The following is a 16,954-nucleotide window of genomic DNA, read 5'->3' on the forward strand; positions in this document are numbered from 1 at the left end:
GGGCTGATGTCTGAATTTGTTACGGTAGCTCGCCCCTACGCCAAAGCAGCTTTTGACTTTGCTGTCGAACACCAAAATGTCGATCGCTGGCAGAATATGCTGGCGTTTGCCGCTGAGGTGACGAAAAACGAACAAATGGCCGAGTTGCTTTCTGGTGCGTTAGCGCCTGAAACCCTCGCCGCGTCGTTTATCGCCGTGTGCGGAGAGCAACTGGATGCCAACGGCCAGAACCTGATTAAGGTGATGGCGGAAAATGGTCGTCTCCGTGTGCTCCCGGATGTTCTCGAGCAGTTTGAGCACTTACGTGCCCTTAGTGAAGCTACCGCTGAAGTTGAAGTAACTTCTGCGACTGAACTGAGTAACGAACAGCTTGCGAAAATCACCGCCGCGATGGAAAAACGTCTGTCACGCAAAGTTAAGCTGAATTGCAAAATCGATAAGTCTGTAATGGCAGGCGTAATCATCCGCTCGGGTGATATGGTCATTGATGGCAGCGTACGCGGCCGTCTTGAGCGCCTTGCAGACGTCTTGCAGTCTTAAGGGGACTGGAGCATGCAACTGAATTCCACCGAAATCAGCGAACTGATCAAGCAGCGCATTGCTCAGTTCAATGTTGTGAGTGAAGCTCACAACGAAGGTACTATTGTTTCTGTAAGTGACGGTGTTATCCGCATCCACGGCCTGGCCGATTGTATGCAGGGTGAGATGATTTCCCTGCCGGGTAACCGTTACGCTATCGCACTGAACCTGGAGCGCGACTCCGTAGGTGCCGTTGTGATGGGTCCATACGCTGACCTTGCCGAAGGCATGAAGGTTAAGTGTACTGGCCGTATTCTGGAAGTACCGGTTGGCCGTGGCCTGCTGGGGCGCGTTGTTAACACCCTGGGTGCGCCAATCGACGGTAAAGGTCCGGTTGAGCACGATGGCTTCTCCCCAATCGAAGTTATCGCACCAGGCGTTATCGACCGTCAGTCCGTTGATCAGCCAGTGCAGACGGGTTATAAGTCCGTTGACGCCATGATCCCAATCGGTCGTGGTCAGCGTGAACTGATCATCGGTGACCGTCAGACCGGTAAAACCGCGATGGCAATCGACGCCATCATCAACCAGCGTGATTCCGGCATCAAATGTGTGTACGTGGCTATCGGCCAGAAAGCGTCCACCATTTCCAACGTGGTTCGTAAACTGGAAGAGCACGGCGCACTGTCTAACACCATCGTTGTGGTAGCAACCGCGTCTGAATCTGCTGCACTGCAATACCTGGCGCCATACGCCGGTTGCGCAATGGGCGAATACTTCCGTGACCGCGGTGAAGATGCGCTGATCGTATACGATGACCTGTCTAAACAGGCCGTTGCTTATCGTCAGGTTTCCCTGCTGCTCCGTCGTCCACCAGGACGTGAAGCATTCCCGGGCGACGTATTCTACCTCCACTCTCGTCTGCTGGAGCGTGCTTCCCGCGTTAACGCGGAATACGTCGAGAACTTCACCAAAGGTGAAGTGAAGGGTAAAACAGGATCTCTGACCGCTCTGCCGATCATTGAAACCCAGGCGGGTGACGTTTCTGCGTTCGTTCCGACCAACGTAATCTCCATTACCGATGGTCAGATCTTCCTGGAAACCAACCTGTTTAACTCCGGTATTCGTCCGGCGGTTAACCCGGGTATCTCCGTATCCCGTGTGGGTGGTGCTGCTCAGACCAAGATCATCAAGAAACTGTCCGGTGGTATCCGTACCGCGCTGGCACAGTATCGTGAACTGGCTGCGTTCTCTCAGTTCGCATCCGATCTGGACGAAGCAACCCGTAAACAGCTGAGCCACGGTCAGAAAGTGACCGAGCTGCTGAAGCAGAAACAGTACGCGCCAATGTCTGTTGCTCAGCAGGGCCTGGTACTGTTCGCGGCTGAACGCGGTTACCTCGAAGATGTGGAACTGGCGAAAATCGGTAGCTTCGAAGCCGCTCTGCTGGCTTACGTCGACCGTGATCACGCTCCGCTGATGCAAGAGATCAACCAGACCGGTGGCTATAACGACGAAATCGAAGGCAAGCTGAAAGCTATCCTCGATTCCTTCAAAGCAACCCAATCCTGGTAATCGTCCGGCGGCTTGTCTCAGGACAAGCCGTCTGGCATTGAGGAGAAGCTCATGGCCGGCGCAAAAGAGATACGTAGTAAGATCGCAAGCGTCCAGAACACGCAAAAGATCACTAAAGCGATGGAGATGGTCGCCGCTTCCAAAATGCGTAAATCGCAGGATCGCATGGCGGCCAGCCGTCCTTATGCAGAGACCATGCGCAAAGTGATTGGTCACCTTGCGAACGGTAATCTGGAATATAAGCACCCTTACCTGGAAGAACGCGACGTTAAGCGCGTGGGCTACCTGGTGGTGTCGACTGACCGTGGTCTGTGTGGCGGCTTGAACATTAACCTGTTCAAAAAACTGCTGGCGGATATGAAAGGCTGGTCCGATAAAGGCGTTCAGTGCGATCTGGCACTGATTGGCTCTAAAGGCGTCTCTTTCTTTAACTCCGTTGGCGGCAACATTGTCGCTCAGGTGACCGGTATGGGTGATAACCCGTCCCTGTCCGAACTGATCGGCCCGGTTAAAGTGATGTTGCAGGCCTACGATGAAGGCCGTCTGGACAGACTGTACGTTGTCAGCAACAAATTTATTAACACCATGTCTCAGGTGCCTACGCTCACTCAGATGCTGCCGTTACCGGCATCAGAAGATGACGAGCTGAAACAGAAAGCCTGGGATTACCTGTATGAACCCGATCCGAAACCGCTGCTGGATACCCTGCTGCGTCGTTACGTTGAATCTCAGGTTTATCAGGGCGTTGTAGAAAACCTGGCCAGCGAGCAGGCCGCACGAATGGTGGCGATGAAAGCCGCGACCGATAATGGCGGCAGCCTGATTAAAGAGCTGCAGTTGGTTTACAACAAAGCTCGTCAGGCCAGCATTACTCAGGAACTCACCGAGATCGTCTCGGGGGCCGCCGCGGTTTAACCAGGTTTACGAATTACGTAGAGGATTCAAGATGGCTACTGGAAAGATTGTCCAGGTAATCGGCGCCGTGGTGGACGTCGAGTTCCCTCAGGACGCCGTACCACGCGTGTACGACGCGCTTGAGGTACAGAATGGTAACGAGAGCCTGGTGCTGGAAGTTCAGCAGCAGCTCGGCGGCGGTATCGTGCGTACCATCGCCATGGGTTCTTCCGACGGTCTGCGTCGTGGTCTGGAAGTAAAAGACCTTGAGCACCCGATCGAAGTCCCGGTAGGTAAAGCAACACTGGGTCGTATCATGAACGTATTGGGTCAGCCAATCGACATGAAAGGCGACATCGGTGAAGAAGAGCGTTGGGCTATCCACCGCGCGGCACCTTCCTACGAAGAGCTGTCCAGCTCTCAGGAACTGCTGGAAACCGGCATTAAAGTTATCGACCTGATGTGTCCGTTCGCGAAGGGCGGTAAAGTCGGTCTGTTCGGTGGTGCGGGTGTAGGTAAAACCGTAAACATGATGGAGCTGATCCGTAACATCGCGATCGAGCACTCCGGTTACTCCGTGTTTGCGGGCGTGGGTGAACGTACTCGTGAGGGTAACGACTTCTACCACGAAATGACCGACTCCAACGTTCTGGATAAAGTATCCCTGGTTTACGGCCAGATGAACGAGCCACCAGGAAACCGTCTGCGCGTTGCGCTGACCGGCCTGACCATGGCTGAGAAGTTCCGTGACGAAGGTCGTGACGTTCTGCTGTTCGTTGATAACATCTACCGTTACACCCTGGCCGGTACTGAAGTATCTGCACTGCTGGGTCGTATGCCTTCAGCGGTAGGTTATCAGCCTACGCTTGCGGAAGAGATGGGTGTTCTTCAGGAACGTATCACCTCTACCAAAACTGGTTCTATCACCTCCGTTCAGGCGGTATACGTACCTGCGGATGACTTGACTGACCCATCCCCAGCCACCACCTTTGCTCACTTAGATGCAACCGTGGTACTGAGCCGTCAGATCGCGTCTCTGGGTATCTACCCGGCCGTTGACCCGCTGGACTCCACCAGCCGTCAGCTGGATCCACTGGTTGTTGGCCAGGAGCACTACGACACCGCGCGTGGCGTACAGTCCCTGCTGCAACGTTATCAGGAACTGAAAGACATCATCGCCATCCTGGGTATGGATGAACTGTCTGAAGAAGACAAACTGGTGGTAGCACGTGCGCGTAAGATCCAGCGCTTCCTCTCCCAGCCGTTCTTCGTTGCGGAAGTATTCACCGGTGCTCCGGGTAAATACGTTTCCCTGAAAGACACCATCCGTGGCTTTAAAGGCATCATGGAAGGCGAATACGATCACCTGCCAGAGCAGGCGTTCTACATGGTTGGTTCCATCGAAGAAGCCGTGGAAAAAGCCAAAAAACTTTAACGCCTTAATCGGAGGGTGATATGGCAATGACTTACCACCTGGACGTCGTCAGCGCAGAGCAACAAATGTTCTCTGGTCTGGTCGAGAAAATCCAGGTAACGGGTAGTGAAGGTGAACTGGGTATTTTCCCGGGTCACGCACCGCTGCTCACCGCCATTAAGCCTGGTATGATCCGCATCGTTAAACAGTTCGGTCATGAAGAGTTTATCTATCTGTCCGGCGGCATTCTTGAAGTGCAGCCAGGCAGTGTGACCGTTCTGGCCGATACCGCTATTCGTGGCCAGGATCTCGACGAAGCGCGAGCCCTGGAATCGAAGCGTAAGGCTGAAGAGCACATTAGCAGCTCTCATGGTGACGTGGATTACGCTCAGGCGTCTGCGGAGCTGGCCAAAGCGATCGCGAAACTGCGCGTTATCGAGTTGACCAAAAAAGCGATGTAACACCGGCTTGAAAAGCACAAAAGCCAGTCTGGATCCCAGGCTGGCTTTTTTTTTCGGCCTTAATTCATGATGAAAAAGATGTAGAATTTTAAGCATCAAACGTTTTTACTTCTCACACAAACTACCGTCAGGATGCGTATGTTAAACAGTGCGATGAGCGTGGTGATCCTTGCCGCAGGCAAAGGTACCCGCATGTATTCCGATCTGCCTAAGGTGCTCCACACGCTGGCAGGAAAGCCAATGGTTCAGCATGTTATTGATGCAGCGAATGAATTAGGCGCCAGCCAGGTGCATCTGGTTTATGGACATGGCGGCGATCTGCTGAAAAAAACGCTGCATGACGACAATCTCAACTGGGTGCTACAGGCAGAACAGTTGGGTACAGGCCATGCGATGCAGCAGGCTGCACCCTTCTTCGCTGATGATGAAGATATCCTGATGCTCTACGGCGACGTCCCGCTGATATCCGTTGAAACCCTCACTCGCCTGCGTGAAGCCAAACCGCAGGGCGGCATCGGTTTGTTGACCGTCGTGCTGGACGATCCAACCGGCTATGGCCGCATTACGCGTGAAAACGGCAAGGTAACCGGGATTGTTGAGCATAAAGATGCCACTGACGAACAGCACCAGATTCAGGAGATCAACACCGGCATTCTGATTGCGAACGGTGCGGATATGAAGCGCTGGCTGTCCAGACTCAACAATAACAACGCGCAGGGTGAATACTACATCACCGACATCATTGCGATGGCGTACCAGGAAGGGCGTGAGATTGCCGCCGTTCACCCGGCTTGCATCAGCGAAACGGACGGGGTAAACAACCGTCTCCAGCTTTCTCGCCTGGAGCGTATTTACCAGTCCGAGCAGGCAGAAAAGCTGTTGCTCGCGGGCGTTATGCTGCGCGATCCGGCGCGTTTCGATCTGCGTGGCACGCTGACCCACGGGCGCGACGTTGAAATAGATACTAACGTTATCCTGGAAGGTAACGTCACGCTGGGCAACCGCGTCAAAATCGGCACTGGCTGCGTGATTAAAAACAGCGTGATCGGTGACGACTGCGAAATCAGCCCGTACAGCGTGGTGGAAGATGCCCATCTTGAGGCGGCATGTACCATCGGCCCGTTTGCGCGTCTGCGCCCGGGCGCTGAGCTGCTGGAAGGCGCTCACGTAGGTAACTTTGTGGAAATGAAAAAAGCGCGTCTGGGTAAGGGCTCGAAAGCCGGTCATCTGACCTATCTGGGCGATGCGGAAATTGGCGACAACGTAAACATCGGTGCTGGAACCATCACCTGTAACTATGACGGTGCCAATAAGTTTAAAACCATCATCGGTGATGATGTGTTTGTAGGCTCCGATACCCAGCTGGTGGCGCCCGTCACCGTGGGCAAAGGCGTGACCATTGCCGCCGGGACAACCGTTACGCGCGATGTGGCCGAGAACGAGCTGGTGTTAAGCCGTGTGCCGCAGGTCAGCAAGCAGGGCTGGAAACGCCCGGTGAAGAAGAAGTAACAACAAGGCGGGTGGCGCTATGCTTACCCGCCCTACGATTGAGTAGGCCTGATAAGGCGTAGCCGACATCAGGCAAACCCGGGAGAGGAGATAAATATATATCTCCCCCCACAAGCAGTACCCATAAAAATAACCCCACTCTCTACAAGGCTCGGGGCGCCCGGAAAGGGCAAATACAGGTCAGCGACAACGCATGGCATAACGCCATAACCAGGAAATCTAACTATGTGTGGAATTGTTGGCGCAGTTGCGCAGCGTGATATTGCTGAAATCCTTCTCGAAGGTTTACGTCGTCTGGAATACCGTGGTTACGACTCAGCCGGTCTGGCTGTGGTCGATGCAGAAGGTCATATGACCCGTCTGCGTCGTCTCGGTAAAGTGCAGATGCTGGCCCAGGCTGCGGAAGAACATCCGCTGCACGGTGGCACCGGTATTGCACATACCCGCTGGGCGACCCACGGTGAGCCATCTGAAGGCAACGCACACCCGCATGTGTCTGAACACATTGTGGTGGTGCATAACGGCATTATCGAAAACCACGAACCGCTGCGTGAAGAACTGAAAGCGCGCGGCTATACCTTCGTCTCTGAAACCGACACCGAAGTGATTGCTCACCTGGTGCACTGGGAGCTGGCAAAGGGCGGTACACTGCGTGATGCGGTGCTGCGCGCTATCCCTCAGCTGCGTGGTGCTTACGGTACGGTGATCATGGATTCCCGCGACCCGTCCACGCTGCTGGCCGCGCGTTCCGGTAGTCCGATGGTGATTGGTCTGGGCATGGGTGAAAACTTTATCGCTTCCGACCAGCTGGCGCTGTTGCCGGTTACCCGTCGCTTTATCTTCCTGGAAGAGGGAGACATTGCTGAGGTGACACGTCGCAGCGTGACCGTATTCGACACGAAAGGCGAGCAGGTTAAGCGTCAGGAGATCGAATCAAACCTGCAATACGACGCGGGCGACAAAGGTGCTTACCGTCACTACATGCAGAAAGAGATCTACGAACAGCCAAACGCCATTAAAAACACCCTGACCGGGCGCATCAGCCACGGCGAAGTGGATCTGAGTGAGCTGGGCGCCAATGCCAACGAACTACTGGGCAAAGTCGAGCACATTCAGATCGTGGCCTGCGGTACCTCTTATAACTCCGGTATGGTCTCGCGCTACTGGTTTGAATCCCTGGCGGGCGTGCCGTGTGATGTGGAAATCGCGTCTGAGTTCCGCTACCGCAAATCTGCGGTGCGTCGTAACAGCCTGATGATCACCCTTTCTCAGTCTGGCGAAACGGCTGATACCCTGGCGGCGCTGCGTCTGTCTAAAGAGTTGGGTTACCTGGGCTCGCTGGCCATCTGTAACGTGCCGGGCTCTTCGCTGGTACGTGAATCCGATCTGGCGCTGATGACCAAAGCCGGTACTGAAATTGGCGTGGCTTCCACCAAGGCGTTTACCACTCAGTTAACCGTTCTGCTGATGCTGGTGGCGAAACTGGCGCGTCTGAAAGGTCTGGATGCCTCCGTTGAACACGACATTGTGCATGGCCTTCAGGCGCTGCCGAGCCGTATCGAGCAGATGCTGTCTCAGGACAAACGCATTGAGGCGCTGGCGGAAGATTTCTCTGACAAACATCACTCCCTGTTCCTGGGGCGTGGCGATCAGTATCCGATTGCGCTGGAAGGCGCACTGAAGCTGAAAGAGATCTCTTACATTCACGCTGAAGCTTACGCGGCAGGTGAACTGAAACATGGCCCGCTGGCGCTGATCGACGCGGATATGCCGGTTATCGTGGTGGCACCGAACAACGAACTGCTGGAAAAACTGAAATCTAACATCGAAGAAGTGCGCGCCCGTGGTGGTGTTCTGTACGTCTTTGCGGATAAAGACGCCGGTTTCGCCAGCAGCGACAACATGCACATCATCGAGATGCCGCATGTGGAAGAGGTGATTGCGCCGATCTTCTATACCGTTCCGCTGCAACTGCTGGCTTATCACGTCGCGCTGATCAAAGGCACCGACGTTGACCAGCCGCGAAATCTGGCGAAGTCTGTTACCGTAGAATAACTCCTTCAGACTCCACCTTCGGGTGGAGTTTTTTTTATGACAACCTGTCATTTTCAGCTATTTTTTCAGTGTCACATAAAGAAAATATTACTGAAATCCTGCCGTCACGTTCCCATTTAAGTGGATGAGAATTAAAGATCTTTTTGGTTTTCTTTAAGTGAAACTTTCTTTGTCATAAAACTGTCATATTTCGTACATTTATCTGTCACCTGTTTGTCCTATTTTGCTCATCGTAGCCACTTAAACAATGATTTACGAAATCCTTGCAGGAGACATTATGAAAGTTATGCGTACCACTGTCGCAACTGTTGTCGCCGCGACCTTATCAATGAGCGCTTTCTCTGCCTTTGCAGCAGCAAGCCTGACTGGCGCTGGTGCAACCTTCCCTGCGCCGGTGTATGCCAAATGGGCGGATACCTACCAGAAAGAGACCGGTAACAAGGTCAACTATCAGGGTATCGGCTCCTCCGGTGGCGTAAAACAAATTACCGCGAATACCGTTGATTTCGGCGCATCCGACGCTCCGCTGTCTGATGAGAAACTGAATCAGGAAGGCCTGTTCCAGTTCCCGACCGTGATCGGCGGCGTTGTGCTGGCTGTTAACATCCCTGGCCTGAAATCAGGCGAGCTGGTGCTGGACGGCAAAACCCTGGGTGACATCTACCTGGGCAAAATCAAAAAATGGGATGACGAAGCCATCACTAAGCTGAACCCGGGCGTTAAGCTGCCTTCGCAGAATATCGCGGTGGTTCGTCGTGCTGACGGCTCTGGTACCTCTTTCGTGTTCACCAGCTACCTGGCGAAAGTGAACGAAGAGTGGAAATCTAAAGTCGGTTCCGGCTCTACCGTTAACTGGCCAACCGGTCTGGGCGGTAAAGGCAACGACGGTATCGCAGCCTTCGTACAGCGTCTGCCTGGCTCTATCGGCTACGTAGAGTACGCCTACGCTAAGCAGAACAACCTGGCTTACACCAAACTGGTTTCTGCCGACGGCAAACCGGTTAGCCCGACCGAAGAGAACTTCGCCAACGCCGCGAAAGGCGCTGACTGGAGCAAATCCTTCGCGCAGGACCTGACCAACCAGAAAGGCGACGATGCATGGCCTATCACGTCTACCACCTTCATTCTGGTCCACAAAGAGCAGAAGAAGCCTGAGCAGGGTGCTGAAGTGCTGAAGTTCTTCGACTGGGCATATAAAAATGGCGGCAAACAGGCTAACGATCTGGATTACGCCAGCCTGCCAGACAGCGTGGTTGAGCAGATCCGTGCTGCATGGAAAACCAACGTGAAAGACAGCAGCGGTAAAGCGCTGTACTAACAGGATATATTTAACGAAGATGGCGGGTGGCGCTGCGCTTACCCGCCCTACGGTTTACTCTGTAGGCCCGGTAAGCGTCAGCGCCACCGGGCATATTCGTAAAAACGTCTCAAAAAGAAGAGTAATTTATGGCTGCAACCAAGCCTGCATTTAACCCTCCGGGTAAAAAAGGTGACATGATTTTCAGCGCGCTGGTGAAACTGGCTGCGCTGATTGTGCTATTGCTGCTGGGCGGCATTATCGTGTCCCTGATTTTCTCCTCCTGGCCGAGCATTCAAAAATTTGGTTTCGCCTTCCTGTGGACCAAAGAGTGGGATGCGCCGAACGATATTTACGGTGCGCTGGTGCCGATTTACGGCACGCTGGTGACCTCTTTTATCGCCCTGCTGATTGCGGTTCCGGTGAGCTTCGGTATTGCCCTGTTCCTGACGGAACTGGCGCCAGGCTGGCTGCGACGTCCGCTGGGTATCGCCATTGAACTGCTGGCGGCCATCCCAAGTATCGTTTACGGCATGTGGGGCCTGTTTATCTTCGCGCCGCTGTTTGCGACGTACTTCCAGGAGCCGGTCGGTAACGTTCTCTCTGCCATTCCGTTTGTGGGGGCGCTGTTCTCCGGCCCGGCATTCGGTATCGGCATTCTGGCGGCAGGTGTGATCCTCGCCATCATGATTATTCCGTACATTGCGGCGGTCATGCGCGATGTCTTCGAACAAACCCCGGTGATGATGAAAGAGTCCGCCTACGGCATCGGCTGCACCACCTGGGAAGTTATCTGGCGCATCGTCCTTCCGTTCACCAAAAATGGGGTGATTGGCGGCATTATGCTGGGCTTAGGCCGCGCGCTGGGTGAAACCATGGCGGTCACCTTTATCATCGGCAACACCTACCAGCTCGACAGCGCCTCGCTCTATATGCCTGGGAACAGTATTACCTCTGCGCTGGCGAACGAATTTGCCGAAGCGGAATCCGGGCTGCACGTTGCGGCGCTGATGGAACTGGGCCTGATCCTGTTTGTTATCACCTTTATTGTGCTGGCTATCTCCAAGCTGATGATTATGCGTCTGGCTAAAAACGAGGGGGCACGCTAATGGCGACTCTCGACATGCAAAACACCGCTCAGCTTGCGGAATCCCGTCGCAAAATGCAGTCAAAGCGCCGGATTAAAAACCGCATTGCGTTGACGCTTTCCATGGCGACGATGGCGTTCGGCCTGTTCTGGCTGATCTGGATCCTGATGTCCACCATCACCCGGGGTATTGATGGAATGTCCCTGGCGCTGTTCACCGAGATGACGCCGCCGCCGAACACGGCGGGTGGTGGTCTGGCAAACGCCCTGGCGGGCAGCGGCCTGCTGATCCTGTGGGCGACCGTTTTCGGTACGCCGTTGGGCATCATGGCGGGTATCTATCTGGCGGAATATGGCCGCAAGTCCTGGATCGCTGAAGTCATCCGCTTCATTAACGACATTCTGCTTTCTGCCCCGTCGATTGTCGTGGGTCTGTTTGTTTACACCATCGTGGTGGCGCAAATGGAACACTTCTCCGGCTGGGCGGGTGTGATTGCGCTGGCGCTGTTGCAGGTGCCTATCGTTATTCGTACCACTGAAAACATGCTGAAACTGGTGCCGGACAGCCTGCGTGAAGCGGCTTACGCGCTGGGTACGCCTAAATGGAAGATGATTTCGGCGATCACCCTGAAAGCGTCCGTCTCGGGGATCATGACCGGTATCCTGCTGGCTATCGCCCGTATCGCCGGTGAAACCGCACCGCTGCTGTTTACCGCCCTCTCCAATCAGTTCTGGAGCACGGACATGATGCAGCCGATCGCCAACCTGCCGGTGACGATCTTTAAATTTGCGATGAGCCCATTCGCGGAATGGCAGCAGCTGGCCTGGGCCGGGGTGCTGATCATCACCCTTTGCGTACTGTTGCTGAACATTCTGGCGCGCGTCATTTTCGCGAAGAAGAAACACGGTTAAATTTTTACGGCGCGGCACACCGTGGCGCCGAATGAGGAAATGAGTCAATGAGTATGGTTGATACTGCCCCGGGTAAGATTCAGGTTCGTGATTTGAACTTCTACTACGGCAAATTCCATGCCCTGAAGAATATCAACCTGGATATCGCAAAAAACCAGGTAACGGCATTCATCGGTCCGTCCGGCTGTGGCAAATCCACGCTGCTGCGCACCTTTAACAAAATGTATTCGCTCTATCCGGAGCAGCGCGCAGAAGGTGAAATTCTGCTGGACGGTGACAACATCCTGACCAATACCCAGGATATCGCCCTGCTGCGTGCGAAAGTGGGGATGGTATTCCAGAAACCCACGCCGTTCCCGATGTCAATCTATGACAACATCGCCTTTGGTGTGCGTCTGTTTGAGAAGCTCTCCCGTGCGGATATGGACGAGCGCGTGCAGTGGGCATTGACCAAGGCCGCATTATGGAACGAAACCAAAGATAAACTTCACCAGAGTGGGTACTCTCTCTCCGGTGGTCAGCAGCAGCGTCTGTGCATTGCGCGCGGTATCGCCATTCGCCCGGAAGTCTTGCTGCTGGATGAGCCGTGCTCAGCCCTGGACCCGATCTCAACCGGGCGTATCGAAGAGCTGATCACCGAGCTGAAGCAGGATTACACCGTGGTGATCGTGACCCACAACATGCAGCAGGCTGCACGTTGTTCTGACCACACGGCGTTTATGTATCTGGGCGAGTTGATTGAGTTCAGCGATACGGACGCGCTGTTCACTCGTCCGGCGAAGAAACAAACCGAAGATTATATTACTGGCCGCTACGGTTGATTTGCCTTAGTGCATGTGGAGAAACCATGGACAACCTCAATCTTAATAAACACATTTCCGGCCAGTTTAACGCAGAGCTGGAAAGCATTCGCACCCAGGTGATGACCATGGGCGGCATGGTCGAGCAGCAGCTTTCTGATGCGATCACGGCGATGCACAACCAGGACAGCGAGCTGGCGAAGCGCGTTATTGAAGGCGACCACAACGTCAATATGATGGAAGTCGCCATCGACGAAGCCTGCGTGCGCATCATTGCGAAGCGTCAGCCGACGGCGAGCGACCTGCGTCTGGTGATGGCGATCATCAAAACCATCGCCGAGCTGGAGCGTATCGGTGACGTGGCGGATAAAATCTGCCGTACCGCGCTGGAGAAATTCTCCCAGCAGCACCAGCCGCTGCTGGTGAGCCTGGAGTCTCTCGGGCGCCACACCGTGCAGATGCTGCACGACGTGCTGGACGCTTTCGCGCGCATGGATCTGGACGAAGCGGTCCGTATCTACCGTGAAGACAAGAAAGTTGACCAGGAATACGAAGGCATTGTGCGTCAGCTGATGACCTACATGATGGAAGATTCTCGTACCATTCCAAGCGTACTGACCGCGCTGTTCTGTGCGCGCTCCATCGAGCGTATCGGTGACCGTTGCCAGAACATTTGCGAATACATTTTCTATTTCGTGAAGGGGCAGGATTTCCGACACGTGGGCGGCGACGAGCTGGACAAGCTGCTGGCGGGTAAAGATCCGAAAGAGTGATATGTGTGGCGGGTGGCGCTAACGCTTACCCGCCCTACGTTAATTCAACGCGTAATATCCCACCCGCGCGCCTTCCACAACGCTGGCAGTTGCGCCAGATCGGTAAAGGTTGTCACTTTTGGATGGTCGATCGGCTTGTTGTGCGGATCGGCGCAGAAGTAAAACACCTCCATCCCCGCATCAATCCCTGACTGCGCGCCGGCAGATGAGTCATCCACCAGAATGCAGTTCTCCACGTTGACGTTCATCGCCTTCGCCGCGTGGAACATCAGCGCCGGATCGGGCTTCCAGCGCTGGATATCGTAGCCGCTGAACAGTTTTTCCGGGAAGTGGTGCAACATCTCCAGCTTGCCGAGCGAGTGCTGCATTTTGCTGACCGGGCCGTTAGAGACTACGCAGATCGGCACCGTCATCGCATCCAGCAGCGCGTTAGCGCCGGCGATAACTTCCAGCTCGGCGTCGAAGAGGCGTGCGACCTCGGCGCGGTACACCGGTTCCAGATCCGCTTTCACCAGACCCACCCCGTGCTCTTCGTTAATGATGTCGATAATCTCGTACAGCTTCACGCCCTTAAAGCGTTTGAACACCTCTTCGAGATCGAGCGTAATACCAAATTCATGGAACATGGCGACATACGCGCGGGAACAAATGACCTCACTGTCGACCAGCGTACCGTCACAGTCGAAAAATACCGCTTCAATTCCGGACATGCCTTTCCCTTTTAACAAGTTTAACGTTTTCGTACGGCAGTTCACCGGGACGCAATCGTTGCCGTATAAGCAAAATCAATGAAAAAAGTATCCCGTAACCGCCACTATTGTCGCATTTTGGTATAGGATAGCGACGAATTTTCCCTCCTTGTTCGGAAATTGATGATGAGTCAACAACACACTACCCAGACATCTGGTCAGGGGCTGCTTGAGCGCGTGTTCAAACTGCGCGAGCACGGCACAACGGCACGCACCGAAGTGATCGCCGGTTTTACTACCTTCCTGACGATGGTCTATATCGTTTTCGTTAACCCACAAATTCTGGGCGTGGCTGGCATGGACACCAGCGCCGTCTTTGTAACCACCTGTCTGATCGCGGCCCTTGGCAGCATCCTGATGGGCGTTTTCGCTAATCTGCCCGTGGCGCTGGCCCCGGCAATGGGTCTGAATGCGTTCTTTGCGTTCGTGGTGGTTCAGGCGATGGGCCTGCCGTGGCAGGTTGGGATGGGCGCTATTTTCTGGGGCGCGGTCGGCCTGCTGCTGCTGACCATCTTCCGCGTGCGCTACTGGATGATTGCGAACATTCCCGTGAGCCTGCGCGTGGGCATCACCAGCGGTATCGGTCTGTTCATCGGCATGATGGGGCTGAAAAACGCTGGCGTTATCGTGGCGAACCCGGAAACGCTGGTGAGCATTGGTAACCTGACCTCTCACAGCGTGCTGCTGGGCGTGCTGGGCTTCTTTATCATCGCGATCCTGGCATCGCGCAACATCCATGCTGCGGTGCTGGTCTCTATCATTGTGACCACGCTGCTGGGCTGGATGCTGGGTGACGTGCATTACAACGGTATTGTCTCTGCGCCACCGAGCGTCTCTACCGTGATTGGCCACGTTGATCTGGCGGGCTCGCTGAACCTGGGACTGGCCGGGGTGATTTTCTCCTTCATGCTGGTCAACCTGTTTGACTCCTCCGGTACGCTGATTGGCGTGACCGACAAAGCGGGTCTGGCAGATGAAAAAGGCAAATTCCCGCGCATGAAGCAGGCGCTGTATGTGGATAGCATCTCTTCCGTCGCCGGCTCTTTCATCGGTACCTCGTCTGTTACCGCTTACATTGAATCCTCTTCCGGTGTGTCCGTGGGTGGTCGTACCGGCCTGACGGCGGTAGTTGTGGGTCTGCTGTTCCTGCTGGTGATCTTCCTCTCTCCGCTGGCGGGGATGGTGCCACCATACGCGGCAGCCGGCGCGCTGATCTACGTCGGCGTGCTGATGACCTCAAGCCTGGCGCGCGTGAAGTGGGAAGATCTGACGGAAGCCGTTCCGGCATTTATTACCGCGGTGATGATGCCGTTCAGCTTCTCGATCACCGAAGGTATCGCGCTGGGCTTTATCTCTTACTGCGTGATGAAGATCGGTACCGGCCGCTTCCGCGAACTTAGCCCGTGCGTGATTATTGTGGCGCTGCTGTTTGTGCTGAAGATTGTGTTTATTGATGCACACTAAGATGCTGGTGGTGTCAGGTGGCGCTTCGCTTACCTGACCTACTGACGAGTGTAGGCCCGGTAAGCGCTAGCGCCACCGGGCTTTTTTATCAGGCCTTCACCCGCTTAATATAATCCCCAAACGCGGTCAGCTGGCCAGAGAGATGGTCACGCGTACTCTGATCCACCACTTCACCCGTCTGCGGGTCGACCTTGTTCTGAATCACGCCGCCCATAAATTCCGGCTTGTTCATCACCATCGCATCCAGGAACACCAGGATCTGACGCAGGTGATACTGGCAGCGCGCGCCGCCGATGGCGCCCATTGAGCTGGTCTGGATCAGCACAGGTTTACCAGACAGCGGCTGCTCCGGTAAACGGGACAGCCAGTCAATGGCGTTCTTCAAACCACCCGGCACCGAGTAGTTATACTCAGGCGTCACAATCACCACGCCGTCAGCCTGACGGATTTGCTCGGCTATCGCTTCCACACTCTGCGGGAACCCTTCTTCCTGCTGAACGTCAGCATCATAAAGCGGGATGTCGCCAATGGACGGCAGGGCACTGATCTCCATTCCCGCAGGCGCCAGCTGCGGCAGCGTACGGGCAACCATCCCGTTAAAAGAACCTTTGCGCAGGCTTCCCAGTAACGTAACAACTTTCAACGTATCAGACATGATTACTCCTGTTTCATCATGATGATCCTGGACGGATCAGCTATGGGTGTATGCTTTTTCTGCCGGTAAACTGGTTAATCGCATCAGGCGCGCGGCGGGCTCGTTGGCGCGCTCAGGTACATCCGGAAGACTACGCCAACCGCGAGTGCTGTCAAACTCCCAGATTTTCAGCCGTTCGATGGCGGGGGTCACCGCAACGGACCAGATCAGTACGTCCTCAGCGTCGCAGAGTGCCTCTACCAGCGAGGCTTTTGTCGCGCGCAGGCGTCCGGAGCCGGGGAGCAGCTGCAACAGGCTGGCGTCGTCTGACGCCGCGCCGCTCAGTTTGCGGATGCTCTGGCGAAGGGTGATGAGTTGCGCTCTGGCTTCAACGGGGTCGTTCTGGTTACGTATCCACAGCTTTTCATTGCTGGAGAGCGGGTATTCATCGAGCGCGTTAGCACCATGGAAGCTGCGCGTGACGCGTTGTAGCTCCATATCCAGGCCGCAATCACCTTCCGTCGTCAGCGCGACGCCAACAATGTTGCCGGTGTACGCAATGGAAAAATGGGGGAGTGCCGGGTCCGCAAAAACCGGGCGACCTTCTGGCTGGGTGAGTATGTCCGGTAATTCGCTGGTGCCGTAGAGCATAAAAAGCAGTTCTGCGAGGAGCGCTCTGGAAGCTAAAAACCGCGTCCTGCGGTGTTCAGGTAGTTTGAGCGCCTCACTGTGACAGGCTGAAGAAAGTCTGGCCGATACGAGATGCCCTTCCGTTAATGTTCCTCGTGCAAAGTGCGTAGCCATTTTTCGC

Annotated in this window: 16 protein-coding genes; 13 read left to right on the plus strand and 3 right to left on the minus strand. The window is 54.9% G+C overall.

The features are described 5' to 3' along the window. Nucleotides 1–6 precede the first annotated feature (6 nt). From atpH to phoU, 12 genes are all read left to right on the plus strand, one after another. Nucleotides 7–540, plus strand: coding sequence for a F0F1 ATP synthase subunit delta (gene atpH, locus ACOTWU_RS18675; RefSeq protein WP_015570151.1), 534 nt, complete (start codon nucleotides 7–9; stop codon nucleotides 538–540). A 12-nt stretch (nucleotides 541–552) separates the two neighbouring features. Further along, entirely contained in the window at nucleotides 553–2,094 is a 1,542-nt protein-coding gene (gene atpA, locus ACOTWU_RS18680) for a F0F1 ATP synthase subunit alpha (RefSeq protein WP_003862367.1), read from the plus strand. A gap of 51 nt (nucleotides 2,095–2,145) precedes the next feature. After that, complete coding sequence (atpG, locus tag ACOTWU_RS18685) at nucleotides 2,146–3,009, plus strand: F0F1 ATP synthase subunit gamma (protein ID WP_003862364.1); 864 nt, start codon at nucleotides 2,146–2,148, stop codon at nucleotides 3,007–3,009. Nucleotides 3,010–3,040: 31 nt separating this feature from the next. Beyond that, nucleotides 3,041–4,423 (plus strand): F0F1 ATP synthase subunit beta, encoded by a 1,383-nt coding sequence (gene atpD / locus ACOTWU_RS18690; protein WP_015570150.1) that lies wholly within the window; start codon nucleotides 3,041–3,043, stop codon nucleotides 4,421–4,423. A gap of 20 nt (nucleotides 4,424–4,443) precedes the next feature. Further along, a complete protein-coding gene (locus ACOTWU_RS18695) occupies nucleotides 4,444–4,863 on the plus strand; it encodes a F0F1 ATP synthase subunit epsilon (protein ID WP_006177560.1) in 420 nt (139 codons plus the stop codon). 138 nt (nucleotides 4,864–5,001) lie between these two features. Further along, nucleotides 5,002–6,372 (plus strand): bifunctional UDP-N-acetylglucosamine diphosphorylase/glucosamine-1-phosphate N-acetyltransferase GlmU, encoded by a 1,371-nt coding sequence (glmU, locus tag ACOTWU_RS18700; protein ID WP_126498963.1) that lies wholly within the window; start codon nucleotides 5,002–5,004, stop codon nucleotides 6,370–6,372. Between the two features lie 225 nt (nucleotides 6,373–6,597). After that, complete coding sequence (gene glmS, locus ACOTWU_RS18705; protein ID WP_015570148.1) at nucleotides 6,598–8,427, plus strand: glutamine--fructose-6-phosphate transaminase (isomerizing); 1,830 nt, start codon at nucleotides 6,598–6,600, stop codon at nucleotides 8,425–8,427. A gap of 277 nt (nucleotides 8,428–8,704) precedes the next feature. Then, on the plus strand, nucleotides 8,705–9,745 hold the full coding sequence (pstS, locus tag ACOTWU_RS18710; protein WP_017383706.1) for a phosphate ABC transporter substrate-binding protein PstS: 1,041 nt from the start codon (nucleotides 8,705–8,707) through the stop codon (nucleotides 9,743–9,745). A 128-nt stretch (nucleotides 9,746–9,873) separates the two neighbouring features. Beyond that, nucleotides 9,874–10,833: a phosphate ABC transporter permease PstC gene (pstC, locus tag ACOTWU_RS18715; RefSeq protein ID WP_015570141.1), complete on the plus strand. Its 960-nt coding sequence runs from the start codon at nucleotides 9,874–9,876 to the stop codon at nucleotides 10,831–10,833. After that, on the plus strand, nucleotides 10,833–11,723 hold the full coding sequence (pstA, locus tag ACOTWU_RS18720; RefSeq protein ID WP_003861156.1) for a phosphate ABC transporter permease PstA: 891 nt from the start codon (nucleotides 10,833–10,835) through the stop codon (nucleotides 11,721–11,723). The genes pstC and pstA overlap by 1 nt, the downstream gene beginning before the upstream one ends. Nucleotides 11,724–11,770: 47 nt before the next feature. Beyond that, nucleotides 11,771–12,544, plus strand: coding sequence for a phosphate ABC transporter ATP-binding protein PstB (pstB, locus tag ACOTWU_RS18725; protein WP_003861154.1), 774 nt, complete (start codon nucleotides 11,771–11,773; stop codon nucleotides 12,542–12,544). Nucleotides 12,545–12,570: 26 nt separating this feature from the next. After that, complete coding sequence (gene phoU / locus ACOTWU_RS18730) at nucleotides 12,571–13,296, plus strand: phosphate signaling complex protein PhoU (protein WP_003861153.1); 726 nt, start codon at nucleotides 12,571–12,573, stop codon at nucleotides 13,294–13,296. 44 nt (nucleotides 13,297–13,340) lie between these two features. Here phoU and yieH read toward each other — a convergent pair whose 3' ends face one another. Continuing rightward, the gene (yieH, locus tag ACOTWU_RS18735; protein ID WP_126498964.1) at nucleotides 13,341–14,006 is read right to left on the minus strand and encodes a 6-phosphogluconate phosphatase; all 666 of its coding nucleotides are present in this window, start codon (nucleotides 14,004–14,006) and stop codon (nucleotides 13,341–13,343) included. Between the two features lie 165 nt (nucleotides 14,007–14,171). Between yieH and adeP the strand changes: the two genes are divergently transcribed. Continuing rightward, nucleotides 14,172–15,509, plus strand: coding sequence for an adenine permease AdeP (adeP, locus tag ACOTWU_RS18740; RefSeq protein ID WP_017383704.1), 1,338 nt, complete (start codon nucleotides 14,172–14,174; stop codon nucleotides 15,507–15,509). 88 nt (nucleotides 15,510–15,597) lie between these two features. On the opposite strand, the gene ACOTWU_RS18745 is transcribed toward adeP, so the two are convergent. Next, nucleotides 15,598–16,164 (minus strand): NADPH-dependent FMN reductase, encoded by a 567-nt coding sequence (locus ACOTWU_RS18745; RefSeq protein ID WP_003861147.1) that lies wholly within the window; start codon nucleotides 16,162–16,164, stop codon nucleotides 15,598–15,600. A 36-nt stretch (nucleotides 16,165–16,200) separates the two neighbouring features. Continuing rightward, a complete protein-coding gene (locus ACOTWU_RS18750) occupies nucleotides 16,201–16,947 on the minus strand; it encodes a 4'-phosphopantetheinyl transferase family protein (RefSeq protein WP_017694032.1) in 747 nt (248 codons plus the stop codon). Nucleotides 16,948–16,954 lie beyond the last annotated feature (7 nt).

This window comes from Enterobacter cloacae complex sp. GYL001, assembly GCF_049237125.1.
GTDB classification, from domain to species: domain Bacteria; phylum Pseudomonadota; class Gammaproteobacteria; order Enterobacterales; family Enterobacteriaceae; genus Enterobacter; species Enterobacter hormaechei_C.